This is a genomic window from Clavibacter californiensis, assembly GCF_021952865.1.
Taxonomy (GTDB): Bacteria; Actinomycetota; Actinomycetes; order Actinomycetales; family Microbacteriaceae; genus Clavibacter; species Clavibacter californiensis.
The window spans coordinates 2,884,755-2,907,336 of record NZ_CP040792.1 but is presented as its reverse complement, the minus strand read 5'-3'; the positions used below and the strand labels follow the sequence as shown (position 1 = coordinate 2,907,336).

Annotated in this window: 26 protein-coding genes and 1 tRNA gene; 16 read left to right on the top strand and 11 right to left on the bottom strand. The window is 74.6% G+C overall.

The window, feature by feature from the left end:
• Positions 1-85: 85 nt before the first annotated feature.
• From FGD68_RS13935 to FGD68_RS13920, 4 genes are all read left to right on the top strand, one after another.
• The gene (locus FGD68_RS13935; protein WP_104234983.1) at positions 86-268 is read left to right on the top strand and encodes a hypothetical protein; all 183 of its coding nucleotides are present in this window, start codon (positions 86-88) and stop codon (positions 266-268) included.
• A gap of 74 nt (positions 269-342) precedes the next feature.
• Positions 343-807, top strand: coding sequence for a Dabb family protein (locus FGD68_RS13930; protein WP_119372945.1), 465 nt, complete (start codon positions 343-345; stop codon positions 805-807).
• Between the two features lie 97 nt (positions 808-904).
• The gene (locus FGD68_RS13925) at positions 905-1,921 is read left to right on the top strand and encodes a CPBP family glutamic-type intramembrane protease (protein WP_237609577.1); all 1,017 of its coding nucleotides are present in this window, start codon (positions 905-907) and stop codon (positions 1,919-1,921) included.
• A 76-nt stretch (positions 1,922-1,997) separates the two neighbouring features.
• Complete coding sequence (locus tag FGD68_RS13920) at positions 1,998-2,786, top strand: glucose 1-dehydrogenase (RefSeq protein WP_119372946.1); 789 nt, start codon at positions 1,998-2,000, stop codon at positions 2,784-2,786.
• A gap of 53 nt (positions 2,787-2,839) precedes the next feature.
• Here the strand turns inward: FGD68_RS13920 and FGD68_RS13915 are convergent, their stop codons facing one another.
• From FGD68_RS13915 to FGD68_RS13890, 6 genes are all read right to left on the bottom strand, one after another.
• A complete protein-coding gene (locus FGD68_RS13915; RefSeq protein WP_119372947.1) occupies positions 2,840-3,289 on the bottom strand; it encodes a hypothetical protein in 450 nt (149 codons plus the stop codon).
• Positions 3,290-3,410: 121 nt separating this feature from the next.
• Positions 3,411-4,475, bottom strand: a complete 1,065-nt coding sequence (locus tag FGD68_RS13910; protein ID WP_119372948.1) for an NAD-dependent epimerase/dehydratase family protein — start codon at positions 4,473-4,475, stop codon at positions 3,411-3,413.
• Complete coding sequence (locus FGD68_RS13905; protein WP_119372949.1) at positions 4,472-5,374, bottom strand: MTAP family purine nucleoside phosphorylase; 903 nt, start codon at positions 5,372-5,374, stop codon at positions 4,472-4,474. The genes FGD68_RS13910 and FGD68_RS13905 overlap by 4 nt, the downstream gene beginning before the upstream one ends.
• Before the next feature lie 74 nt (positions 5,375-5,448).
• Positions 5,449-6,213, bottom strand: a complete 765-nt coding sequence (locus FGD68_RS13900; RefSeq protein ID WP_119372950.1) for an MBL fold metallo-hydrolase — start codon at positions 6,211-6,213, stop codon at positions 5,449-5,451.
• 58 nt (positions 6,214-6,271) lie between these two features.
• Positions 6,272-7,045: an isocitrate lyase/PEP mutase family protein gene (locus tag FGD68_RS13895; RefSeq protein WP_119372951.1), complete on the bottom strand. Its 774-nt coding sequence runs from the start codon at positions 7,043-7,045 to the stop codon at positions 6,272-6,274.
• 97 nt (positions 7,046-7,142) lie between these two features.
• Positions 7,143-7,367 (bottom strand): hypothetical protein, encoded by a 225-nt coding sequence (locus tag FGD68_RS13890; RefSeq protein WP_104235152.1) that lies wholly within the window; start codon positions 7,365-7,367, stop codon positions 7,143-7,145.
• Positions 7,368-7,499: 132 nt separating this feature from the next.
• Between FGD68_RS13890 and FGD68_RS13885 the strand changes: the two genes are divergently transcribed.
• From FGD68_RS13885 to FGD68_RS13870, 4 genes are read left to right on the top strand one after another with little or no spacing between them, the layout of a single operon-like run.
• Entirely contained in the window at positions 7,500-8,795 is a 1,296-nt protein-coding gene (locus FGD68_RS13885) for a molybdopterin molybdotransferase MoeA (protein WP_237609576.1), read from the top strand.
• Positions 8,788-9,285 carry a cyclic pyranopterin monophosphate synthase MoaC gene (gene moaC, locus FGD68_RS13880; protein WP_119373924.1) on the top strand — a complete coding sequence of 166 codons (498 nt, stop codon included), beginning with the start codon at positions 8,788-8,790 and terminating at the stop codon, positions 9,283-9,285. The genes FGD68_RS13885 and moaC overlap by 8 nt, the downstream gene beginning before the upstream one ends.
• A complete protein-coding gene (locus tag FGD68_RS13875) occupies positions 9,282-9,830 on the top strand; it encodes a MogA/MoaB family molybdenum cofactor biosynthesis protein (protein WP_237609575.1) in 549 nt (182 codons plus the stop codon). Before moaC ends, FGD68_RS13875 begins: the two co-directional genes overlap by 4 nt.
• Positions 9,827-10,258, top strand: a complete 432-nt coding sequence (locus FGD68_RS13870) for a molybdenum cofactor biosynthesis protein MoaE (protein WP_012039001.1) — start codon at positions 9,827-9,829, stop codon at positions 10,256-10,258. Before FGD68_RS13875 ends, FGD68_RS13870 begins: the two co-directional genes overlap by 4 nt.
• 336 nt (positions 10,259-10,594) lie before the next feature.
• On the opposite strand, the gene FGD68_RS13865 is transcribed toward FGD68_RS13870, so the two are convergent.
• A complete protein-coding gene (locus FGD68_RS13865) occupies positions 10,595-11,896 on the bottom strand; it encodes an MFS transporter (RefSeq protein WP_119373532.1) in 1,302 nt (433 codons plus the stop codon).
• Between the two features lie 150 nt (positions 11,897-12,046).
• Here FGD68_RS13865 and FGD68_RS13860 point away from each other — a divergent pair, with 150 nt between their 5' ends.
• Positions 12,047-13,864 carry an ABC-F family ATP-binding cassette domain-containing protein gene (locus tag FGD68_RS13860; RefSeq protein WP_104234971.1) on the top strand — a complete coding sequence of 606 codons (1,818 nt, stop codon included), beginning with the start codon at positions 12,047-12,049 and terminating at the stop codon, positions 13,862-13,864.
• A gap of 12 nt (positions 13,865-13,876) precedes the next feature.
• Here the strand turns inward: FGD68_RS13860 and FGD68_RS13855 are convergent, their stop codons facing one another.
• Positions 13,877-14,713, bottom strand: a complete 837-nt coding sequence (locus tag FGD68_RS13855) for a hypothetical protein (RefSeq protein ID WP_237609574.1) — start codon at positions 14,711-14,713, stop codon at positions 13,877-13,879.
• 61 nt (positions 14,714-14,774) lie between these two features.
• On the bottom strand, positions 14,775-15,662 hold the full coding sequence (locus FGD68_RS13850) for a hypothetical protein (protein WP_237609573.1): 888 nt from the start codon (positions 15,660-15,662) through the stop codon (positions 14,775-14,777).
• Positions 15,663-16,019: 357 nt separating this feature from the next.
• Here FGD68_RS13850 and FGD68_RS13845 point away from each other — a divergent pair, with 357 nt between their 5' ends.
• From FGD68_RS13845 to FGD68_RS13835, 3 genes are read left to right on the top strand one after another with little or no spacing between them, the layout of a single operon-like run.
• A complete protein-coding gene (locus tag FGD68_RS13845) occupies positions 16,020-16,952 on the top strand; it encodes a MetQ/NlpA family ABC transporter substrate-binding protein (protein ID WP_119373467.1) in 933 nt (310 codons plus the stop codon).
• On the top strand, positions 16,949-17,986 hold the full coding sequence (locus tag FGD68_RS13840) for a methionine ABC transporter ATP-binding protein (protein ID WP_119373466.1): 1,038 nt from the start codon (positions 16,949-16,951) through the stop codon (positions 17,984-17,986). Before FGD68_RS13845 ends, FGD68_RS13840 begins: the two co-directional genes overlap by 4 nt.
• 1 nt (position 17,987) lies before the next feature.
• On the top strand, positions 17,988-18,647 hold the full coding sequence (locus FGD68_RS13835; RefSeq protein WP_119373465.1) for a methionine ABC transporter permease: 660 nt from the start codon (positions 17,988-17,990) through the stop codon (positions 18,645-18,647).
• A gap of 34 nt (positions 18,648-18,681) precedes the next feature.
• Here the strand turns inward: FGD68_RS13835 and FGD68_RS13830 are convergent, their stop codons facing one another.
• Entirely contained in the window at positions 18,682-19,578 is an 897-nt protein-coding gene (locus tag FGD68_RS13830; RefSeq protein WP_119373464.1) for a LysR family transcriptional regulator ArgP, read from the bottom strand.
• 69 nt (positions 19,579-19,647) lie between these two features.
• Between FGD68_RS13830 and FGD68_RS13825 the strand changes: the two genes are divergently transcribed.
• From FGD68_RS13825 to FGD68_RS13815, 3 genes are read left to right on the top strand one after another with little or no spacing between them, the layout of a single operon-like run.
• Entirely contained in the window at positions 19,648-20,469 is an 822-nt protein-coding gene (locus FGD68_RS13825) for a LysE/ArgO family amino acid transporter (RefSeq protein WP_317207882.1), read from the top strand.
• Positions 20,470-20,471: 2 nt separating this feature from the next.
• Entirely contained in the window at positions 20,472-21,479 is a 1,008-nt protein-coding gene (locus tag FGD68_RS13820; RefSeq protein ID WP_119373842.1) for an LLM class flavin-dependent oxidoreductase, read from the top strand.
• Positions 21,480-21,489: 10 nt separating this feature from the next.
• Positions 21,490-21,840: a TraR/DksA family transcriptional regulator gene (locus FGD68_RS13815; protein WP_237609572.1), complete on the top strand. Its 351-nt coding sequence runs from the start codon at positions 21,490-21,492 to the stop codon at positions 21,838-21,840.
• A gap of 30 nt (positions 21,841-21,870) precedes the next feature.
• Here FGD68_RS13815 and FGD68_RS13810 read toward each other — a convergent pair whose 3' ends face one another.
• A complete protein-coding gene (locus tag FGD68_RS13810; RefSeq protein ID WP_119373159.1) occupies positions 21,871-22,374 on the bottom strand; it encodes a MarR family winged helix-turn-helix transcriptional regulator in 504 nt (167 codons plus the stop codon).
• A gap of 129 nt (positions 22,375-22,503) precedes the next feature.
• On the opposite strand from FGD68_RS13810, the gene FGD68_RS13805 reads away from it, so the two are divergent.
• Positions 22,504-22,578 (top strand) — tRNA-Gln (locus FGD68_RS13805).
• Positions 22,579-22,582: the final 4 nt, after the last annotated feature.

Here is a 22,582-nt window from a genome sequence, read left to right as displayed (position 1 = left end):
GTCGCGTACCGCCAGGCTACGGCGGCGGATCCGGGACGGCGAGGCCCCGTCCGGGTCACGGCGGGGCGGCCCGTACCCTGGGCGGGTGGCCACCACCGTCATCGCCTGGATCCTGACCGTCGCCGGTGCCCTCGTCACCCTCGACGCGCTGGCCGCGATCGTCGTCGTGCGCCGAGCCGGGCGCGGGATCGCCCGCCGCACGTGGCCGCAGCTCGCGGTCGGCGCGGCCGGGCTCGCGTTCGGCGTCCCGCTCCTCGTCACCTCCTGAGCGCGCCGTCGCCTCCTGACGCGTCGTCATCTCGTGGCCGCGCCATCGCGGCCGGTTGGGGCCAGGATCCGGACATGACCATCGACGACCGTCCCGCCCTCACCGACGCCCAGCTCACGGCCCGCGACCACGTCCCCGGGCTCGTGCACCACGTCGTGCTGTTCCGGCTCCGGGACGACGCGTCGCCCGCCGACCGCGACGAGGTCGAGCACCGCTTCCGGGCGCTCGCCGACTCGCCGCACCCGGACGGCTCGGGCCGGTACATCCGCTCGCTGCACTCCGGCCGGCAGTCGAGCCCCGAGGGCGTCGGCCGCGGATTCGAGCTCGGCTTCGTGCTGACCTTCTCCTCCGAGGGCGACCGCAACCTCTACCTCGGGGAGCCGCTCATCGCGGATCCGGCGCGCATCGACGCGCAGCACGCCGCCTTCACGGACTTCGTCGGGCCGCTGCTCGCGCCGGATCCGCACGGGGTGCTGGTGTTCGACTTCACGGAGCCGGTGACGGAGGCGGGCGCGATCGCGGGGGCGCCAGCGGCCTGATCCCGCGCCCCAGATGCGGGCCGTGCCGCCGAAGAGGTCGCGCGGCATCGACCCGCCCGCCAGTCTGGATCGACCGCCCGCCGACGAGACGAGTCCCGTGCCCGCATCCGCCCGCCCCGCCGCCGTGTCCTCCGAGCCGACCGCCGCGCGCGCCGAGTCCCCGGATCGCCGCCTCGACGCGCAGACGCGTCGCCCGCAGCCGTGGATCCGCGCCGTCGCGGTGGCGCTCCTCGCCTGGGTCGTGCTCGGGGTGGGGCTCGGCCTGGCCATCGGCATCACGGACGCGGTGGAGCAGGCGACCGGCGCCGGCCTGCTCGCCCGGATCGTCCTGCAGGCCGTGCTGATGTCCGCGCTCGTCGTGCCCGCCGTCGTCCTCCTGCGGCGGCGCCTCGACCGCCGGAGCCTCGCGAGCCTCGGCCTGTCCTGCCGCATCGGGCCGCCGATCGCCCTGGGCGTCGGCGTGGGCGCGGTGACGGGCGCGGTCGTCTGGGTCCCGGCGGGCCTCCTCGGCTGGATCCGCGTCGACGGCGTCGACCTCGCCGCGTTCGCCGGGTTCCTCCTCCTCAACGGCGTCGTCCTCGCGCTCTACGAGGCGATCCCCGAGGAGCTCGCCCTCCGCGGCTACGTGTGGACTAACCTCCGCGACGGCACCGGCCTCGTCATCGCGACGGTCGTGACCACCGCCCTCTTCCCGGCGATCGGCGTCGTCATCGAGTCCGGCCGCTGGATCGTGCGGACGATCGCGGGGTCGGACACCGGCGCATTCACGCCGATCCCCGCCGGGAACGACGCGGTCGTGTACGTGCTCCAGCTCGGTCTGTTCGGCCTCGCGCTCGTCGCCGCACGGCGGATCCCGATGGAGGGTGCGCTCCTCATCGCGATGGCGTTCCACTGGACGCAGCTGACGGTGACCCGCGTGCTGCTGGGCGGGATGGGCTGGGCGTCGTCGGGCTGGGAGATCGCGTTCGTCGAGCCCGATGCGATCGCGCTGGTGCTCGTGCACATCGTCCTCGCCGGCATCGTCTTCGTCGCGGTGCGGAAGCGGATGGAGCGGCGGCGGCCCGAGCTGCGGACCGCCAGCGGAGCCCGCGTTCAGAAACCCGACCTACGGTAGGGATGTCCATGCGATCGCATGGATGGTGGCCTCGCCCACGATGGTCGGGCCATCGCACCGATCGTCAGGAGACCCCATGACCACCACCCGCTTCACCGACAAGGTCGTCCTCATCACGGGAGGCGGATCCGGCCTCGGCCGCGCCGCCGCCGTGCGCCTCGCCACCGAGGGCGCGCGCCTCGCCCTCGTCGACATCTCCGAGAAGGGCCTCGCCGCGACCGTCGACGCCGTCCGCGCCGGCTCGCCCGAGGCCGAGGTCCTCACCGTCACCGCCGACGTGTCCCAGGAGTCCGACGTCGACGCGTACGTCAGCCAGACCGTCGAGCGCTTCGGCCGCATCGACGGGTTCTTCAACAACGCGGGCATCGAGAGCCGCCAGAACCTCACCGAGGACTTCACGGCCGCCGAGTTCGACAGGGTCGTCGCGATCAACCTCCGTGGCGTGTTCCTCGGCCTCGAGAAGGTCCTCGCCGTCATGCGCGCGCAGGGCTCCGGCATGGTTGTCAACACCGCGAGCGTCGGCGGGATCCGCGGCGTCGGCAACCAGTCCGGCTACGCGGCCGCGAAGCACGGCGTCGTGGGTCTCACCCGCAACTCGGCCGTCGAGTACGGGCAGTTCGGCATCCGCATCAACGCCATCGCGCCCGGCGCCATCTGGACCCCGATGGTCGAGGCGTCGATGAAGCAGAGCGACGCGAACGACCCGCGCGGCTTCGCCGAGCAGTTCATCCAGGGCAACCCGACCAAGCGCTACGGCGAGGCCGAGGAGATCGCCTCGGTCGTCGCGTTCCTGCTCTCGGACGACGCGGCGTACGTGAACGCGGCCGTGCTGCCGATCGATGGCGGGCAGTCCGCGAAGTACTGACCGGTGCTGGCCGCGTCGGCCGCGAGGGCGGTCGGCGCGGGCGGCGGGTGCGCTCAGCCGAACGGCGCCGTCGGGACCTGGCACGTCACGGGCTGACCCGGCGCCGCGGTCGAGGTCGCGATCTCCTTCACGCCGTCCACGAGGATCCGGCAGGTCAGCGCCTCGCCGTCCACCGGGGTGGCCTGCACGAACGCCCAGTCCTCGGCGGTCACGACGGACTCCACCGACCAGACCGAGCTCGCCGAGTCGTCGCCGGGCGCGAGCGACGCCTGGCCGACCTCCTTCACGATCGACGGGCGCCCGCGGTGGGAGGCCTCGGCGTACGAGACGTCCGTCAGGCCGCTGCCGGCCGGGCCGGTGGCCGTCACCTCGTAGGTGATCGCGTAGATGTCGGCGATGTCGTCGGTGATGCTCGAGCAGCCGACGAGGGCGAGCGACGCGGCGCCGACGGCCAGGGCGATGCCGGAGCGCGCGGCCGTGCGGCGAGGCGATGCGGAGGTCATGCCCCAAGTGTGGCGAGCGGACGACCCCGACCTCGTCCGTCGGAGGTGCCGGGCTCGGCGGACGAGCGGCACCCGGGTACGACCCGGCATGGATCCGCCGCGGCCGCCGGGCGCCCGCGGCTCAGACCACCGCGCTCCGCAGCGGCGCCGTCGCGAACTCGCGCATGCCCTCCTCGAAGGTCATCCGCGGCTCCCAGCCGAGCTCCCTGCGCAGTCGCTCCGACGACGCCGTGATGTGCCGCACGTCTCCCAGCCGGTACTCGCCCGTGGTGACGGGCGCGGATCCTCCGGCCTCCCGCGCGAGCGCCTCCGCCATCTCGCCGATGGTGTGCACGGTGCCGCTGCCGACGTTGAAGGCCCGGAAGGATCCCGCCTCGCGGTCGGCGGTCCAGGCGAGCGCGGCGAGGTTCGCGCCGGCGACGTCGCGCACGTGGACGAAGTCGCGGCGCTGCCGACCGTCCTCGAAGACGCGCGGCGCCTCGCCGCGCGCGAGCGCCGAGCGGAACAGCGAGGCGACGCCCGCGTACGGCGTGTTCTGCGGCATGCCCGGCCCGTACACGTTGTGGTACCGCAGCGCGGCCGCCCGACCGCCGGTGGCACGCGTCCATGAGCTCGCGAGGTTCTCCTGCGCGAGCTTGGTGGTGGCGTAGACGTTGCGCGGATCCAGCGGCACGTCCTCGCCGATGAGCTGCGGGACGAGCGGCTCGCCCGTCGCGGGATCGACCGGGTCGAAGAGCCCCGCGTCGAGGTCGGCGACGCGGCGCGCGGGCGGGCGCACCGGTCCGTCGGCGCCCGCGTAGGCGCCCTCGCCGTAGACGACCATCGAGCTCGCGAGCACGAGCCGGTCGATGCCCGCGCGGGTCATCGCGGCCAGCAGGATCGCGGTGCCGCCGTCGTTGGTCGTCACGTAGTCGGGTGCGTCGAGGAAGTCGACGCCGAGCCCGACCTTCGCGGCCTGGTGGCACACGACGGCCACGCCGTCGAGCGCGTCGGCGACGGCGTCCGGGTCGGTGACATCGCCGCGCACGAGCTCGACGCGAGGGTCGATCTCCGGGTCCCCGCCGTGCACGTCGGCGCGCAGCGAGTCGAGCACGCGCACGCGGCGTCCCTCCTCAAGCGCGGCCTGGACGATCGCGCCGCCGATGAAGCCCGCGCCTCCCGTGACGAGGAGGATCCCGTCGCTCACGAGCGCGCGCCGGTCGTCGGACGCGCGAGCACGGACGCGACGGCGTCCGGATCGATGAGCGGGCGTCCGCGGTAGTCGTCGGGGATCGCCCGGATGACCGCCTCGATCGCCCGCACGATGCGCGGCTGCGCCTCCTTCAGGCGCGTGAAGACCAGCTCGGCCGTCACCGCGTCGCCCTGCTCGCCGGGCAGCGGGGCGAGGCCGGCATCCGCATCGGTGACGAACGACAGGTTCACGGTGCCGATGTTGAGCTCGGAGGCGAGCACGACCTCGGGGTACTGGGTCATGTTGACGATGTGCGCGCCCGCCTGGCGGAACCACAGCGACTCGGCGCGCGTGGAGAAGCGCGGGCCCTGGATCACGACGACGGTGCCCGAGGTGCGCAGCGGTCCCGCGGGATCCGCGTGCTCGCCGCCCTCGAGCTCGACCAGCGCGGCGGCCGCGAGCGCGTGCAGCTCGGGATCGAAGGGATCCGCCGCGGAGAGGTGCTGCACGACGCCGGCGTCGAAGAAGGTGTCCGCGCGGCCCCACGTGCGGTCGAGCAGCTGGTCGGTGAGCACGAGCGATCCCGGCGGGTAGTCCGGCGAGACGCCGCCCACCGCGGACGACGACACGATTGCCGAGACGCCGAGCGAGGCGAGCGCCCAGATGTTGGCGCGGTAGTCGATGAGGTGCGGCGCGACCGAGTGGTCCGCGCCGTGCCGGGTGAGGAACGCGACGCGGCGCCCGGCGAGCTCGCCGACCGTCACCTCGCTCGAGGTGGGGCCGAAGGGCGTCTCGATGCGGTGCGAGTCGCTCGTCGCGGGGTCGAGCAGGGAGTACAGGCCGGATCCGCCGATGACGCCGATGTCGGCGCGCGGGGCAGTGGTCGCGGGTTCGGGTGCGGTGGTGTCGGTCATGGGACTCCTCGGGTCGTCGACCCAGTCAAGCAGTGGCCGGTTGGATGCGGGCCCCATGGCCTGCGACCGGCGGATCACAGCGCTGAGGCGAGCTCCCGCAGCTGCGCGAACGCCTCCCGCATCCCCGGGGCGTCGATGCGCGCGTCGTCCGTGCGACGCCCGGCGACGGCGTCGTCGATGATCCTGCGGTCCGCGTCCAGCCGCGCGAGGGCGTCGCCGCCCACGGATCCGTGACCGGGCACGACGACGCGCGCCTCGGCCGCTATGGGCGCGAGGAGGTCGAGCGCCCGGACGTAGGCAGGGAGGTCGTCGGGCCAGAACGGCAGGGGGATCTCGATGTCGCTGAGCATGTCGCCCGCGATGAGCACCCGCTGCTCCGGCAGCCACACGGCGGTGTGCCCGGGCGCGTGCCCGTCGTGCACGATCAGACGGACGGTGGATCCGAGCGGCGTCGACTCCGCGGGGAGCTCGCCCTCGACCCCCTGGACTCGACCCATGAGCTCGACGAGCTCGGTCGGGAAGCCGGCGCCCAACTGCTCGACGAGGCCCGCCCGCTCGGTCCCGGCCAGGCGCGCAGTCTCCGGGGACGCCCACCGCGGCGCGGAGCCGAGTCGCGGATGCCAGAGCAGGTGGTCGTGGTGCGCGTGCGTGGCGAACCCGCCCGTGACCCGAAGGCCGCGCGCCTCCAGCGTGCGGCCGAGGGCGTCGAGCTCGTCGGGCAGCCAGGCGGGATCGATGACCAGCGCGTCGGATCCGCCGGTCACGATCGTGGAGGTGGTGGACATCCTGCGGCTCGTCGCCACGAGGACGCCCGGGGCCGGCTCCTGCAGTCGTCGCATCCCCTCAGGGTACGGAGCACGTGCCGCAGCACCAGCCTGCCCGAGGCGCGGGATCCGCTCAGTTGAGCGGCCTGGTCCCCTCGGGCAGCGCGCCGCCCGCGTAGAGGTCCTTCGCGGTGTCCTGCAGGGCCGTGAGCGCGACGCGCTGGGTCCACGGGCCGTAGGAGATGCGGCCGATGCCGAGCTCCTCGAAGCGGGCGGGGGAGAGGGATCCGGGGACGCCGATGACGGTGAGGCGCTGCGGGCCGACGGCGTCGACGAGGGTGCGCACCTCATCCTCCGTGAGCGGACCGGGCACGAAGACGCTCGTGGCGCCCGCGGCCATGTAGGCGCGCGTGCGCTCGACGGCGTCGGCGAGGATCTCGGACCGGTCGCGGTCGCCGCCCAGCACGTACGCGTCGGTGCGGGCGTTGAGCGCGAACGGCACGCCCTCCGCCTGCGCCGCCGCGACGGCCGCCTCGACGGCACGGATCGAGTCGTCGAGGGGGCGCATGCCGTCCTCCAGGTTCGCGCCGACGACGCCCACGCCGATGGCGCGGCGCACGGTCTCGCCCGCATCCCCGTAGCCCGACTCGAGGTCGGCGGAGACGGGCTGCTCGACCGCGGCGACGATGCGGCCGATCATGTCGAGGTGGAGGTCGAGCGGGATCCTCTCGCCGTCCTCGTAGCCGAAGGTGGCGGCGATGGAGTGGCTCGCGGTGGCGAGCGCCTTCGTCTCGGGGAGAGCGCCGATGGCGGCGGCCGTGATGGCGTCCCACACGTTCACCACCCTCAGGAGCTCAGGTGCGGTGTGGAGGTCGACGAGGGTCTGCCCGCGGGCGGCGATGGTCATGTTCCGACCCTAGGGCGGCCGGGCGGCGCACGTCAGGGGCTTCTTCGGGAGGCGGACACGGATCCGCCGACGCGTACCGGGGAGGAGCGGGCCCGCGTCAGCGCGGGCGGCCCGCGGCGGATCGCACGGCCGCGACGACGAGGCCCGCACCCGCCGTCAGCAGCATGAGCGCCGCCACGAGCAGCAACAGCCCGAGGTCGGATCCGCCCGTGTAGACGACGACTCCGGCGACGCCCAGGCCGATCGCGGCGGCGAGCAGCACGGCGCCGATCGCGGTGGTCGTGCGGCGGCGGACGGCGCCGCGGCGCTCATGCGGATCCATGCGCACAGGGTCCCGCGACCGGACCGCGACGGCAAGGCCCGTGTCCGGGGCGCGAACCACGGGGAGGACGACCGCGCATCGGGATCCGACGGCGACCGGAGAGGACGCACCCGCGTCGGGGATGATGGACCCATGACCCCCGACCGCCCCGCGGACCGACGACGACGCACGGTCGACGAGCACCGCGCGGCCGTGTCCGCGCTCCTCGCCCCGCTCGCCGGCCTGCCCGCCGAGGAGCTGCCCGTCGCCGCGGACGCCGTGAGCGCGGATCCGCACCGGTACGCCGGCCGCGTCCTCGCCCGCGACATCACCAGCCCGCTCGACCTGCCGCCGTTCCGCAACTCGCAGATGGACGGCTACGCGGTGCGCGCGGCGGACCTCGCCGGCGCCACCGACGCGCGCCCCGCCGCCCTCCGCATCGCCGCGAGGATCCCCGCGGGCGTCGCCCCCGCCCCCCTCGCGTCCGGCACCGCCGCGCCCTGCATGACCGGCGCCCCCGTCCCGCCCGGCGCCGACGCCATCGTCCCCATCGAGGCCGCGAACCCCGACCGCTTCGTCGACGAGGAGGCGACTGACGCGATCGTCTCCTTCACCGCCCCCGTGGATCCCGGCGCCTTCGTCCGCGCCCAGGGCAGCGACCTCGCCGCGGGTGCCGTGCTGGTCGCGGCGGGCACGCGCCTCCTCCCGTCGCACTGGGGCGTGCTCGCCTCGGCCGGCATCGCGACCGTCGCCGTGCGCCGCCGACCCGTCGTGCTCCTCCTCGCCACGGGCCTCGAGCTGCGCGGGCCCGGTGAGGAGCTCGCTCACGGGCAGATCCACGACGCCAACTCGGTCGCGCTCGCCGCCGCGCTCTCCGGCGCGGGGGCGGAGGTCCGCACGCTGCAGGTCGCGTCCGACGACGCCGACCGGGTGCGCGACGCTCTCCGCGATGCCGCCGCCGGCATCGACCTCCTCCTCACGACGGGCGGCGTGAGCGCCGGCGCCTACGAGGTCGTCCGCGACGTGCTCGAGGGCGGCGGCGTCGAGTTCGCCTCCGTCGCCGTGCAGCCGGGCGGGCCGCAGGGGCTCGGGTCGGCGGAGGTCGGCGGCGCGCGGATCCCCGTGGTCGCCTTCCCCGGCAACCCCGTGAGCGCGCTGGTGTCCTTCGAGCTGTTCCTGCGCCCGGTCCTGCGGGAGATCGCCGGGCACCCGCGGCCCGAGCGTGCGTCCCGCGAGGCGCCGCTCGCCGCGCGCCTCGACTCGCCCGCCGCCAAGCACCAGGTGCGGCGCGGGCGCCTCGACGCCGACGGCCGGGTCGTCGCGGTCGGCGGACCCGGATCGCACCTCCTGCATGCGTACGCGACCGCCACCCACCTCGTCCACATCCCCGCAGGTGTCGTCCGGCTGGAGGCCGGCGACCCCGTCACCGTCTGGAGCATCGATGACTGATCCCGCGACGGGCGCCGCCGCGCCGTCCCTCACCCACCTGCGGCAGGACGGATCCGCGCACATGGTGGACGTCACCGACAAGGCCGTCACGAAGCGCCGCGCCGTCGCGCAGGCCGTGCTCGTGACCCGGCCCGAGGTGGTGTCGGCCGTGATCTCGGGCGACCTCCCCAAGGGCGAGGCGGTCGGCACGGCGCGCATCGCGGGGGTCATGGCGGCGAAGCAGACCTCCAGCCTCATCCCGCTGTGCCACCCGCTGCCCCTCGGCCGCATCGAGATCGACATCACGGGCGACGACGACCGGCTCACGGTGGTCGCGTCGGTGAGCACCACGGGCGTCACGGGCGTCGAGATGGAGGCGCTCACCGCGGCCTCGGTCGCGGCGCTCACGCTCTACGACATGGTCAAGGCCGTCGACGCGCGAGCCGTCATCACCGATGTGCTCGTGCGCGAGAAGCAGGGCGGCAAGTCCGGCGACTGGGCCCGGCCGTGAGCGCGGCGGATCCGCGCGGCCGCGCCGTCGTGATCGTCGCCTCCACGCGCGCCGCCGCGGGGGAGTACGAGGACCGCACCGGCCCCGTCATCGCCGCCTGGCTCGCCGAGCGCGGGTTCGAGGTGGGCGCGCCGGTCGTCCGCGCCGACGGCCCCGGGGTCGCCGCGGCGCTCGCCGAGGCCGTGACGGGCGGCGCGCGCGTGATCCTCACCACGGGCGGCACGGGGATCACCCCCACCGACCGCACACCCGAGGCGACGGCGCCGCTGCTCGACCTCGAGATCCCCGGGATCATGGAGGAGGCGCGCCGCATCGGCACGGCCCACACGCCCACGGCCGTCCTCACGCGCGGGCACGCGGGCCTCGCGGGCGGCGCGTTCGTCATGAACCTGCCCGGCTCGCCGGGCGGTGTGCGCGACGGCCTCGGCCTCCTCGACCGGATCCTCGACCACGTGCTCGAGCAGGCCCGCGGCGCCGTGCACCCGGCGACGGACGCGGCGGCCGACACCGACCCGTCGTCCGACCGCGCCGGAGCCGGCTCGTGACCGCCGATCGCGTCCTCTTCGCGCGCATCGCCGGCGGGGCGATCCGCGTCGAGGACTGCGCCGACGCGGTGCGCGCCGACGACGCGGGCGCCGTCGTGACCTTCGAGGGCGTGGTGCGCGACCACGACGACGGCCGCGGCGTGCTCTGGCTCGACTACTCCGCGCATCCGGCAGCCCGCCAGGCGATCCGGCAGGTCGCGCTCGACGTCTCCGCGCGGTACCCCGAGGTGCGGATCGCCGTCGAGCACCGCATCGGCCGCCTCGGCATCGGCGACGTCGCGCTCACCTGCGCCGTCTCCTCCGCGCACCGCGCGGACGCCTTCGCCGCGTGCGGCCTGCTGGTCGACGAGGTGAAGCAGCGCGTCCCCATCTGGAAGCAGCAGGCCTTCGACGACGGCACGAGCGAGTGGGTGGCCTCGCTCGGCTGACCCGATCCGAGGCGACCGACCGGAGCTGCGCATGGGGGGTCTTCGCGGCGCTGCAGCGGCGGCGCAGGCTGCCGAGGGCGATCGTCCCGAGGATCAGGATGATGCCGATGATCCCGAGCCAGATGAGGCCCTCGACGGGGAAGCCGACCACCGTGAGGCTCAGCCCGAGGACCAGCAGGACGACGATCGACGCGACGGGGTGACCTCACGTTCGGGACCGGCCGGAACGGCGCCGGGGAGGGGCGCGCTTGGGCACCTGGATCCTCCGCGCGGCGCCCGATGCCACCCCGGCCGGCGACCGGGCGGGGTGGCATCGGGGCCGGCCGGGCGGGGAGCTCAGCGCGCGGCAGCGTCGAGCGCGTCGGCGATCCGCTCGGCCCGGCGCGTGCGGCGCCCGGTGAGCTGCAGCACGAGCGCGACCAGGGCGCTCGCCGCGACGAAGGCGCCGTAGACCGTCAGCACGATCGGCAGCCCGTCCGCCTCGACGAAGACGCCCGCGATGATGCTCGGGACGCCGAAGGCGAGGTAGCTCGCGACGTAGACGGAGGAGAGGAGGCTCGCGCGCTGGTCGACGGGCGCCTCGGCGAGCACGAGCCGGAGGCCCGCCTGGAAGCCCGCGCCGAAGCCGACGCCGCCGATCACCGCGGCGATCGCGAAGAGGGGGAGCGACGCGGTCCAGATCGCGGCGACGAGGCCGATCGGGCCGAGCACGAGCGCGACCACGCCGACGATGAGGCTGCGGCGGGCGTCGCGGGTGCGGATCACGATGCCGGTGATGGCACCCGTCCCGGTGAACAGCGCGATCGCGGTCCCCGTGAGCGCGGCGCTGTGCAGGCCGAACGTGGTGCCGAGCACGGATCCGATGAAGGCCAGGAACATGCCGCCGAGCGCCCAGCTGGCGATCATGCCGCCGACGACCGCGGTGAAGACGCGGCGCGCGGCGCGCGGCACGGCGACCGACGGGACGAGCGAGCGCAGCGCGCCCGAGCGGCGCGGCTGGCGCTCGGGCACGAACGCGACGGCGACGCCCGCGGCGACCATGAGCGCGGCGAGCACGAGGAACACCGTCTCCTCGGGCGCGGGGCCGTAGGCGACGAGGAAGCCGCTGCCGAGCGCGCCGACCGTGAGCGCCACGGGCGGCACGACGCCGTTGAGGAAGGCGGCGAGGCCGGATCGGCGCGACGGCTGGTGGTCGATCATCCCGGCGCCGAGGGCGCCGGTCGCGAGGCCGATGGCGAGGCCCTGCAGGATGCGCGCGACCACGAGCGCGAGCCCCTCGTGCGCGAAGGCGAAGACGAGCATGGCGGCGACGGACACGACGAGGGCGCCGAGGATCACGGGGCGGCGGCCGATGTGGTCGGAGAGCCGGCCGGCCGTGAGCAGGGTCGCGAGGAGGCCGGCGACGTAGACGGCGAACACGAGCGTGAGCACCACGGGCGGCAGCGTCCACTCCTCCTGGTACACGGGGTAGAGCGGCGAGGGAGCGGCGCCGGATGCGACGAGGACGAGCAGCGTGAGCGCGTAGACGAGGAGGCCGGCGGCGGACTCGCGGCGGGCGGGGGACGCGGCGTCCGCGGCGGATGCGGCGCTCGAGCCGGAGACGGGGATCGATGCGGTCTCGGTGCGGCTGGTCGTCATGTGCGCTCCTCGCGGTGGGCGGATCCCCGCGCACGGGCGGCGGGGCGGGCTGCTCCCCGTCGAGCGCGCGGCCCTGCGCGGGCCACGATGAGGGGCAACGGCGGGCGGCTCGCGGGAATTCCCCGGCCGGGGGTCACCTAGGCTCGTGCGGTGGCCCATCTGCTGGGAGCCGAAGCGCTCCACCTCGAGTTCCCGACGCGCGTGATCTTCGACGACGTGACCATCGGGGTGAACGAGGGCGACCGCATCGGCATCGTCGGACGCAACGGCGACGGCAAGTCGACCCTCCTCTCCCTCCTCGCCGGGCGCCTCGAGCCCGACCGCGGTCGCGTCACGCGCCGCCGCGGGATCACGATCGGCGTGCTCGACCAGAGCGACACCCTGCCGGACGGCCAGACCGTCGGCGAGGCCATCGTCGGCGGCATCGACGAGCACGAGTGGGCGGGCAACCCGCTCGTCCGCGACGTGATCGACGGCCTCGCCTCCGACGTGCCGTGGGACGCCGACGTCGCGAACCTCTCGGGCGGCCAGCGCCGCCGGGTCGCGCTCGCGAAGCTCCTCATCGGCGACCACGACATCCTCTTCCTCGACGAGCCCACCAACCACCTCGACGTCGAGGGCATCGCCTGGCTCGCCGGCCACCTCCGTCGCCGCTGGGCGCCCAACTCCGGCGGCCTCATCGTCGTGACCCACGATCGCTGGTTCCTCGACGAGGTCGCGAACGCCACGTGGGAGGTCCACGACCGCCTCATCGAGCCGTTCGAGGGCGGGTACGCGGCGTACATCCTGCAGCGCGTCGAGCGCGACCGCAGCGCCGCGGTCTCCGAGGCGAAGCGCCAGAACCTCATGAAGAAGGAGCTCGCGTGGCTGCGCCGCGGGGCGCCCGCGCGCACGGCCAAGCCGAAGTTCCGGATCGAGGCGGCGAACGCCCTCATCGCCGACGAGCCGCCCGCACGCGACACCGTGTCGCTCGCGTCGATGGCCATGCAGCGGCTCGGCAAGGACGTCGTCGACCTCCTCGACGTCTCCGTCAGCTACGGCGAGAAGCAGATCCTGAAGGACGTCGAGTGGCGAATCGCCCCCGGCGAGCGCACCGGGATCCTCGGCGTGAACGGCGCGGGCAAGTCCACGCTGCTGTCGCTGGTCGCCGGATCCCTGCAGCCGACCACCGGCAGGGTGAAGCGCGGCAAGACCATCAAGGTCGCGGTGCTCACGCAGCAGCTCGACGAGCTGAAGGACGTGCTCGAGGACCGCGTCTCCACGGTCATCGGCCGCCAGCGCACCACCTACGTCGCGGGCGGCAAGGAGATGACGCCCGGCCAGCTGCTGGAGCGCCTCGGCTTCACGAGCGCGCAGCTCTCGACCCCGGTGAAGGACCTCTCGGGCGGGCAGAAGCGCCGCCTCCAGCTCCTCCTCATCGTGCTCGACGAGCCGAACGTGCTGATCCTCGACGAGCCCACCAACGACCTCGACACCGACATGCTCGCCGCGATGGAGGACCTGCTCGACTCGTTCCCCGGCACGCTCCTCGTCGTGAGCCACGACCGGTACCTCATCGAGCGCGTCACCGACCAGCAGTACGCGGTGATGAACGGGAACCTGCGCCACCTCCCCGGCGGAGTGGAGCAGTACCTGAAGCTCCGGTCGCAGCCCGGCAACGCCGAGAAGGCGACCGTCGCCCGGCCCGACGAGGTCGGCGGCCAGGCGACCGCGACGCTCGGCGGATCCGGCGGCTCGCAGCTGCAGGGCGCCGAGCTGCGGAACGCGCAGAAGGAGCTCGCGAGCATCACGCGGAAGCTCGAGAAGGCGGACACGCGCCGCCGCCAGGCGCTCGACGCCATGGCCGAGCACGACCCCAACGACTACGAGGGGCTGGCGAAGGCGAACGAGGGCGTGCGCGCCATCGAGGCCGAGGTCGAGGCCTTCGAGTCACGCTGGATGGAGCTCAGCGAGCTGCTCGAGGGCTGATCCACCGCGGGGTCAGTAGGCGAGCAGGACGTCCGGCGAGCTCAGCGTCAGCGTGCCGTCGGGCGACCAGACGACGCTGAGGCCGCCTCCGGACATCCGCACGCTGCCGTCGAAGGCCCGCGCCGGGACGTCCGCGATCCACGTGATCTCGAGGCCCGAGACGGCGAGCTGCGCGGGCGGCGCGCAGGACGCGACGCCCGAACCGGGGCTGTTCCCCGCCGCCGGGGCGGATCCCGTCCACGGGTAGACGAGCAGGCACGCGTCGCCGGAGATCGTGCGCGCGACGTAGAGGCCCACGCTCGTCTGCACCCCGCGGATGGACGTGAGGTCGATGTCGCCGCCCGGCGAGCGCGGCGGCGTGTCGGCCTCCGTCTGCGGAGCGGCGAGGATCGCGTCGACCGCGATCGGGTCCGAGGTGCGGCTGATGTCGGTGCCGAGCAGCGACCGCACTCCCGCGGGATCCGGCGGCGGCGCGGCCTCGTCGGTGACTGCGGCCGAGGGGGTCGCAGTCGCGCCGGCGGACGGTTCCGTGGATCCGCCGACCCCGGTGGCGATGCCCGCGCCGGCGAGCAGTCCGACGACGAGGGCGCCGCCGGCCCACGCGAGCGTCCGACGGGAGCGCGCGGGCGGATCCGCCGCGTCGGCCTCGTCGCTCTCCGCGTCCGGTCCGTCCGCATCCGCCGGGCGGGTGGCGGGGGAGGCCGCGCGCTCGCGGCGGGTCAGCTCGGCGGCCGCGCGGATCCACCGCTCGTCGGTCTCGTCGGTGCCCTCCGCGTAGACGAGCTGACGGAGCGCGTCGAGCGGGAGCGTGGTGAGGTCGTCGTCCGACCCCGATGCGCGTGCGTCCATGGTGGTGGCCCCTTCCCGCGACGACCCTCCCACACGTCCGACGCGGTCCCGGAGACGCCGATCAGTACGCGAGGATGCGGTCCGGCGTGGTGAGCGTGATGAGGTCGTCGCCCGACCAGGTCGCCGTCACGTCGCCCGTGATCAGGCCCGTCGAGCCGTCGCGGTTGCGCGACGGGAACTCGGTGGTCCACGCGATGCGGAGGCCGTCGGAGGCGATGCTGTCGGGCGACGCGCACGTGACGACGCCCGCGCCGTCGCTCGGGAACACCAGAAGGCACAGGTCGCCCGACACGGTGAGCCCGGCGTACAGGCCGACGCTCCTCTGCACGGCGCGGATCGTGGTGGCGTCGACGTCGGCGCGGACGGCCTTGGGCGGGCGGTCGCCGTCCTCCTGCGGGCCGTCGAAGATCGCGCCGACCGGGCGGCTGCGCTGGTCGGAGAGGGAGTCGGGGCCGAGGAGCGCGGGGCCGTCGGGGCTCGCGGCGGCCGCCGGGGTGGATCCCGCGGCGACCGGCGGCGCATCCGCGCCGGGGCTCGGGGTGCTGTCGGCGGACGTCGTCGCTGCGGATCCGGCGCCGAGCGATGCGCCCACCGCCCCGCCCGCGGCGAGGCCGACGGCCAGCGCGGCGGCGGCGATCCCGACGAGGACGCGTCGGGATCCGCGGGGAGGGGCGGCGGAGGTCGCGGTGTCGTCGTCGTCGTCGTCGTCGGAGGACCCGTCGTCCGCCGCCGCGGGGGCCGCAGCATCCGCCCGCCCGCCGGCGCCGGCGCCCGCTCCCGCCGCGAGGACGGCGTCGCCCGCGGCGGGCCGGGACGCGCGCTCGCGGCGGGTGAGCTCGGCGGCCGCGCGGATCCACCGCTCGTCGGCCTCGTCGGCCCCCTGCGCGTAGACGCGGCGTCGCAGCTCCTCGACGGGGAGCGCGGAGACGGCGTCGTCGTCCTCGTGCATGGGCACCTCCGTGGCTGACACTGCCACATCCCGCGGGCGATGCGGGGTGTCCCCGTGTTACGGCCCGGTTCGACACGCCCCGTCCGTCCGCCTACCGTCGAGGTGCTGCAGGGACGCGGCCACCGGCCGTCGTCGGCGTCCCGCACCGCAGGCGGGAGCGTCGTCCCGACTCCTCCCGCGAGGCATCCCGTCCGGACGTCCTGGTGCCTCCGCTCGACCTCGTCGGCGCGCGCACCCGCGCGCCATCCGGCCGCCACCGCATCCCCGCACGACCGCATACGCACGACCGCATCCCCGCACGACCGCATCCGCGCCACCACCGGACAGCACCGGCCCCGCACCACCGAGAGGACCACCATGACCACCCAGGCACCCCTGATCGACGCCCCGAAGCGGAGGAACCGCCTCGGACTCATCATCGGCGCGGTCGTCGTCGTCGTCGCGATCGTCGCGGCCGTCCTCTTCGCCACCGGCGCGTTCGCGGGCGGCGGCAAGGCCGTGAAGATCGGCGTCGTCGGCGCGAGCGATCCGCAGTGGCCCCTGTTCGTCGAGGCGGCGAAGGAGGAGGGCATCGACGTGGAGATCGTCGACTTCACCGAGTACCCGCAGGTGAACCCGGCGCTCAGCGAGGGCGAGATCGACCTCGACCAGTTCCAGCACCTCGTCTACCTCGCGCAGTACAACGAGGGCGCGGGCGAGGACCTCACGCCCATCGGCGCCACGGCGATCTACCCGCTCGGGCTGTACTCGTCGAAGCACGCGTCGGTCGCCGACATCCCGCAGGGCGGCACCGTGATCCTGCCCAACGACGAGTCGAACCTCGCGCGCGGCCTCCTCCTGCTCCAGCGCGAGGGCCTCCTGACGCTGAAGGGCGGCGGATCCAGCGTCTCCACGCTCGACGACATCGACCAGGGCGCCTCGCAGGTCAGCGTCACCACGGTGGACGCCGCGCTCACCGCCACCTCGCTGCCGGACGCGGACGCCGTCATCATCAACAACGACTTCGTCACCGACGCCGGCCTCACCGCCGGCGACGCGATCGCGCAGGACGACCCCAGCGACCCGAAGGCGCTCGCCTACGTCAACGTCTTCGCGGCCCGCGCCGCCGACGCCGAGAACGAGACCTACCTCAAGCTCGCGCAGATCTTCCGGGACACCCCCGCCGTCGTGGACGCGGTCGTCGAGAACTCGGGCGGCACCGCCATCCCGCTGCAGACCCCGGCCGACGAGCTGCAGAGCCTCCTCACCACCACCGAGAAGGCCGTCGCCGAGAAGAAGGCGGCTCGATGACGGACGCCCCGCACGTCTCCCTGCGCGGCGTCGGCAAGCAGTACCCGCCCCGCGCGAAGGGGGAGGCGGGGCTCCACGCCCTCGCCGACGTCGACCTCGACATCCGCCGCGGCGAGGTGTTCGGCATCATCGGCTACTCCGGCGCGGGCAAGAGCACGCTCGTGCGGCTCGTGAACGCGCTCGAGCGGCCGACCGCCGGCACCGTCGCGGTCGACGGGCGGGAGATCCAGGCCCTCCCCGAGCGCGAGCTGCGGAAGCTGCGCCTCGGCATCGGCATGGTGTTCCAGCAGTTCAACCTCTTCACCTCGAAGACGGTGTGGGGCAACGTCGCGTACCCGCTCACGGTGGCCGGCATGCCGAAGGACCAGCAGCAGCGGCGGATCAGCGACCTGCTGCACTTCGTCGGCCTCGCCGACAAGGCGCACGCCCGGCCCGACGAGCTGTCCGGCGGCCAGAAGCAGCGCGTCGGCATCGCCCGTGCGCTCGCCACGAGCCCCGCGATCCTCCTGGCCGACGAGGCCACGAGCGCCCTGGATCCCGAGACCACGAGCGAGGTCCTCGCGCTGCTGCGCCGGGTCAACGAGGAGCTCGGCGTCACCATCGTCGTCATCACGCACGAGATGGAGGTCATCAAGTCCATCGCCGACCGCGTGGCCGTCATGGACTCGGGCCGCGTCATCGAGCAGGGCCAGGTCTTCGACGTGTTCTCCCGGCCGACGAGCGATGCCGCGCGCCGCTTCGTGTCGACCGTGGTCGCGGGCGTGCCCGAGCCGCACGAGGTCCAGCGCCTCCGCAGCCGTCACCCGGGGCGCCTCGTCACGCTGTCCTTCGCGGACGGCGGCGCGACGCAGGCCGAGGTGTTCCGGGCGCTCGCGGATGCGGGCATCGCGTTCGAGGTCGTGCACGGCGGCATCACCGACATCCAGGGCCGCACGTTCGGCAACCTGACCCTCGCGCTCGGGGGCGACCCCGCGCGCATCGACGAGGTGCTCGCGGCCGACCGCGCCGGCGTCACCGTGACGGAGGTGGTCTGAGATGGACGCGCTGACCCCGCTCCTGCCGCTCCTCGGCCGGTCGACGGTCGAGACGCTCGTGATGGTGCTGCTCACGCTCCTGTTCGGCGGGCTCGGCGGCCTGATCATGGGCCTCGGGCTCTACCTCACGCGCGCCGGCAGCCTGCTGCCGAACCGCGCCGTGTTCGCCGTCCTCAACCTGGTCGTCAACACCTTCCGGCCGATCCCGTTCGTGATCTTCCTGGTCGCGGCCCAGCCCCTCGCCCGCCTGGTCACGGGCAACGGCATCGGGCAGCCGGCGATCATCTTCACGCTGTCGCTGGGGGCGTCCTTCGCGATCAGCCGCATCGTCGAGCAGAACCTGCTCACCGTGCAGCCGGGCGTGATCGAGGCCGCCCGGTCCGTGGGCGCGAGCCCGGTGCGGATCATCTTCACGCTGCTGATCCCGGAGGCGCTCGGCCCGCTGATCCTCGGCTACACGTTCATCTTCGTCGGCATCGTCGACATGACCGCGGTCGCCGGTGCGATCGGCGCCGGGGGCCTCGGCAACTTCGCGATCGTCTACGGCTACCGGCAGTTCGAGCCGGTCGTGACGTGGGCGGCCGTGCTCATCATCATCGTGCTCGTGCAGGTGGTGCAGTTCGCCGGCAACCGGATGGCGCGGGCGGCGCTGCGGCGCTGACGCGGTCCCCTCGGCGTGACCCGCGGCCGCCCCGCTACCTCAGCGAGGCGGCCGCGGCTCGCACGTGCCGGGTGAGGTCGGCGAGCACGGGGGAGTCGACGCTCCAGCGCTGCCAGTGCAGCGCCACGTCCACGTGGGATCCGGCGTCGAGCGGCACGAGCGCGCCCGACGCGACGAGCTCCTCGCTCTGCAGGTCGGGCAGCATGCCCCAGCCCATGCCGAGCGTGACCGCGGTGACGAACTCGGCCGACGACGGCACGTAGTGCCGGGGCTGTCCCGCGGACGCGCGGCGGCCGCGCAGCCAGCGGTCCTGCATGGCGTCCTTGCGGTCGAACATCACGAGCGGCGCGACCGCCAGCGCGCTCGGAGTGGGACCGTCGGGCAGGTGCGCGGCGACGTATGCGGGCGTCGCGAGCGCGCGGTACCGCATCCGGCCGAGGCGCTCCGAGGTGCAGCCCTGCACGGGGTCCTTCACGCTCGTGACGGCGGCCATCGCGGATCCGTCGCGCAGCAGGTCGAGGGAGTGGTGCTCGTCCTCGCGCAGCACCTCCACCGCCTGGCCGGTCTCGGCCGCGAGCGCGGCGAACGCGGGCAGCAGCCACGACGCGAGCGAGTCGCCGTTCACGACCACGGGCACGGCCGCCGTCCCCGCGCGGGGTGCCTCGCCGTCGCCCACGCCGAGCAGCCCGTCGAGGTCGCGCTCGAGCAGCAGCACCTGGCGTGCGTGCCGCAGCACGGCATCGCCCGCCTCGGTGGTGGTCGCGGGTCGCGTGCGGCGGAGGAGGACGCGTCCGGCGCTGCGCTCGAGCGCCGTGATCCGCTGGCTCACCGCGGAGGGCGTCAGCCGGAGCGCCCGGGCGGCCGCGTCGAGCGTGCCCGTGTCGATGACGGCGGCCAGGGTGCGCAGGTGCTCGGTGCGGATGTCCATCATCAGCGATGCTAATGGTGCCGCAGGAACATGAGCTGGTCTGATGCGTGCCCGGTGCCTAGCGTGGAGGCCATGCACCCGCTCGCGCACGCGCTCTCCGGCTTCGGCCTCGGCTTCTCGCTCATCGCGGCGATCGGCGCGCAGAACGCCTTCATCCTCCGGCAGGGCACGCGGCGCGAGCACGTGCTCGTCGTCGTCCTCATCTGCGCGGTCTCCGACGTGATCCTCATCGGCCTCGGCGTCGCGGGGATCGGCGCGGTCATCGAGGCGGCGCCCGTCGCGATCGTCGTCATCCGCATCCTCGGCGCCTGCTTCCTCGCCGGCTACGCGGCCCTCTCGCTGCTGCGCGCCGTCGCGCCCGAGGGCCTCGCCGTCGCCGCGTCGGCACCGCGCGCGCTCGGCGCCGTGGTGGCCGCGTGCCTCGCGCTCACCTGGCTGAACCCGCACGTCTACCTCGACACCGTGCTCCTCGTCGGATCCGTCGCCGCCGGCCACGGCGACGGACGCTGGGCGTTCGGGGTCGGCGCGATGGTCGCCAGCTGCGTCTGGTTCACGCTCCTCGCGACGGCCGCCCGCGTCTTCGCGCCCGTGCTCGCCCGGCCGGCCGCCTGGCGCGTGCTCGACACCGTGATCGCCGGGGTGATGCTCGTGCTCGCCGTGCAGATCCTGCTGCCGCTGACGCCGGCCGGGCTGGGAGTGGGGGCGCGGATCGCCGTCGCCACCGCGATCTGCGCGGCGCTCGCCGGCGCCGTGGCCGTGTGGTCGGTCATGCGCCGTCGTCGCGCGGACGCGGACGCGGACGCGGCTCGCTGCGACGAGGCGACGACCGACGCGCCCGTCGCCCCCGCCCCGGACGGGCTCGGAACAGTCGAGGCGTCCGCGCTGTTGAGATGAGCATGACCGTCCCGCTCTCCATCCTCGACCTCGCCCCCATCGCCCCCGGGGAGACCGCCCGCGACAGCTTCGCCGCGTCCGTCGCCCTCGCCCAGCAGGCCGAGCGGAGCGGCTACCGTCGCGTCTGGTACGCCGAGCACCACAACATGGCGTCGATCGCGTCCAGCGCCACGAGCGTGCTCATCGCCCACGTCGCCAGCCAGACGTCCACCATCCGGCTCGGGTCCGGCGGCGTCATGCTCCCGAACCACTCGCCGCTCACCATCGCGGAGCAGTTCGGGACGCTCGAGACGCTGCACCCGGGCCGCATCGACCTCGGCCTCGGCCGCGCCCCCGGCAGCGACCAGGCCACGTTCCGCGCGCTCCGCCGCGACCCCGGATCCTCGGACCGCTTCCCGGAGGACGTCGTCGAGCTGCAGGCCTTCCTCGCCGGCGAGAGCCAGGTGCCCGGGGTGTCCGCGACGCCCGGCGCCGGCACGCGCGTCCCCCTCTACATCCTCGGATCCTCGACCTTCGGCGCCCAGCTGGCGGCGGCCCTCGGCCTGCCCTTCGCCTTCGCGTCGCACTTCGCGCCCGACATGCTGCTCGACGCCATCGCGATCTACCGCCGCGACTTCCGCCCGTCGGAGCAGCTCGACGCGCCGTACGCGATCGCCGGCATCAACGCCATCGCGGCCGACGACCGCGCCGACGCCGAGCGCCAGTTCGCCGGCGTCCGCCGTGCGCGCCTGATGATGCTGCTCCGACAGAGCGGCCAGATCCCGGCCACGCAGACCTTCAGCGACGACGAGCTCGACCGGCTCCTCGAGGCCCCGGTCGGCGCGCACGTCGCCAGCATGATGACCTACACGGCCGTCGGCACGGGCGCCGAGGTCTCCGACTACGCCAACCGGTTCGCCGAGCAGGCGGGCGTCGACGAGGTCATCGTCGGGCACGCGTCGCAGCGGACGCCCGAGCGCCTCCGCTCGGTCGAGCTGATGGCGGACGCGCACGCGCTCGTCGCCGCGTAGCGCGGGATCCATGGCCGACGACGCCGCGCCGGCGGACGCGCGCGCGGCCCTGGAGGCGGTGCGCGCCGACACGCTCGCGCTCATCCGCGGCCTCGACCGCGACGTGGCCGCGATCGTCGAGGCCCGCCAGGACGCGAACTCCGACGACGAGCACGACCCCGAGGGCGCGACCCTCGCGTTCGAGCGCTCGCAGTCCGACGCGATGATCCGCGAGGCACGCATGCGCCTCGCCGACGTCGACGCCGCGGTCGCGCGACTCGACGCCGGCACCTACGGGCGCTGCGAGGTCTGCGGCGAGGCGATCCCCGCAGGCCGGCTCGAGATCCGCCCGGCCGCGCGCCGCTGCGTCGCGCACGCCTGAGCCGTGCGGCAGGCCGGCGCGCGTCGGGGGTCAGGCCCCGTCGTCGTCGAGGTCGAGGATCAGCTGCCGCAGCAGCCCCGCGAGCACGTCGCGGTCGGCCGCGGGCAGGGTCTCCAGCAGCTCCGCCTCCTCGGCGACGAGCCGGGTGATCGCGGTGTCGACGCGCGTGCGGCCCGCGTCCGACATGATCACGAGGATCCCGCGCCCGTCGTGCGGGTCCGTCCGCCGCTCCACGAGCCCGCGCGCCACGAGCCGGTCGATGCGGTTGGTCATGGTCCCGGAGGAGACGAGCGTCTGCTGCAGGAGGGCCTTGGGGCTCAGCTGGTAGGGATCGCCCGCCCGCCGGAGCGCCGACAGCACGTCGAACTCCCACGACTCGAGCTCCGACTCCTGGAACGCCGAGCGCCGGGCGCGCTCCAGCAGCCGCGACAGGCGGCCGACCCGCGACAGCACCTCGAGCGGGGAGAAGTCGAGGTCGGGCCGCTCGCGCCGCCACGCGTCGACGATGCGGTCGACCTCGTCGCGGCTGGGCATCCCCCCATCATGCCGGTCCGGGGGCTCCCGCCCGCGCCGCGCGCGACGCCTGACCACCCGCCGCGTGCCGGTCTCCGCCCGCGGGCACCTCTGGCAGACTCGTCCTGCGCACGGCCGGACCGTGAGCGGTCCGCCTTGGTGTAACGGCAGCACTTCAGCCTTTGGAGCTGTGAGGTCCAGGTTCGAATCCTGGGGGCGGAGCCACGCC

What these genes read in the sequence shown, in the direction of transcription:
- FGD68_RS13850 (WP_237609573.1), bottom strand. Translation starts at nt 15,662, where the DNA reads ATGCACGAGGACGACGACGCCGTCTCCGCGCTCCCCGTCGAGGAGCTG.
- FGD68_RS13825 (WP_317207882.1), top strand. Translation starts at nt 19,648, where the DNA reads ATGCACCCGCTCGCGCACGCGCTCTCCGGCTTCGGCCTCGGCTTCTCG.
- FGD68_RS13820 (WP_119373842.1), top strand. Translation starts at nt 20,472, where the DNA reads ATGACCGTCCCGCTCTCCATCCTCGACCTCGCCCCCATCGCCCCCGGG.
- FGD68_RS13865 (WP_119373532.1), bottom strand. Translation starts at nt 11,896, where the DNA reads ATGACGACCAGCCGCACCGAGACCGCATCGATCCCCGTCTCCGGCTCG.
- FGD68_RS13840 (WP_119373466.1), top strand. Translation starts at nt 16,949, where the DNA reads ATGACGGACGCCCCGCACGTCTCCCTGCGCGGCGTCGGCAAGCAGTAC.
- FGD68_RS13895 (WP_119372951.1), bottom strand. Translation starts at nt 7,045, where the DNA reads ATGACCATCGCCGCCCGCGGGCAGACCCTCGTCGACCTCCACACCGCA.
- FGD68_RS13920 (WP_119372946.1), top strand. Translation starts at nt 1,998, where the DNA reads ATGACCACCACCCGCTTCACCGACAAGGTCGTCCTCATCACGGGAGGC.
- FGD68_RS13900 (WP_119372950.1), bottom strand. Translation starts at nt 6,213, where the DNA reads ATGCGACGACTGCAGGAGCCGGCCCCGGGCGTCCTCGTGGCGACGAGC.
- FGD68_RS13905 (WP_119372949.1), bottom strand. Translation starts at nt 5,374, where the DNA reads ATGACCGACACCACCGCACCCGAACCCGCGACCACTGCCCCGCGCGCC.
- FGD68_RS13835 (WP_119373465.1), top strand. Translation starts at nt 17,988, where the DNA reads ATGGACGCGCTGACCCCGCTCCTGCCGCTCCTCGGCCGGTCGACGGTC.
- FGD68_RS13915 (WP_119372947.1), bottom strand. Translation starts at nt 3,289, where the DNA reads ATGACCTCCGCATCGCCTCGCCGCACGGCCGCGCGCTCCGGCATCGCC.
- moaC (WP_119373924.1), top strand. Translation starts at nt 8,788, where the DNA reads ATGACTGATCCCGCGACGGGCGCCGCCGCGCCGTCCCTCACCCACCTG.
- FGD68_RS13815 (WP_237609572.1), top strand. Translation starts at nt 21,490, where the DNA reads ATGGCCGACGACGCCGCGCCGGCGGACGCGCGCGCGGCCCTGGAGGCG.
- FGD68_RS13830 (WP_119373464.1), bottom strand. Translation starts at nt 19,578, where the DNA reads ATGATGGACATCCGCACCGAGCACCTGCGCACCCTGGCCGCCGTCATC.
- FGD68_RS13930 (WP_119372945.1), top strand. Translation starts at nt 343, where the DNA reads ATGACCATCGACGACCGTCCCGCCCTCACCGACGCCCAGCTCACGGCC.
- FGD68_RS13810 (WP_119373159.1), bottom strand. Translation starts at nt 22,374, where the DNA reads ATGCCCAGCCGCGACGAGGTCGACCGCATCGTCGACGCGTGGCGGCGC.
- FGD68_RS13855 (WP_237609574.1), bottom strand. Translation starts at nt 14,713, where the DNA reads ATGGACGCACGCGCATCGGGGTCGGACGACGACCTCACCACGCTCCCG.
- FGD68_RS13885 (WP_237609576.1), top strand. Translation starts at nt 7,500, where the DNA reads ATGACCCCCGACCGCCCCGCGGACCGACGACGACGCACGGTCGACGAG.
- FGD68_RS13890 (WP_104235152.1), bottom strand. Translation starts at nt 7,367, where the DNA reads ATGGATCCGCATGAGCGCCGCGGCGCCGTCCGCCGCCGCACGACCACC.
- FGD68_RS13845 (WP_119373467.1), top strand. Translation starts at nt 16,020, where the DNA reads ATGACCACCCAGGCACCCCTGATCGACGCCCCGAAGCGGAGGAACCGC.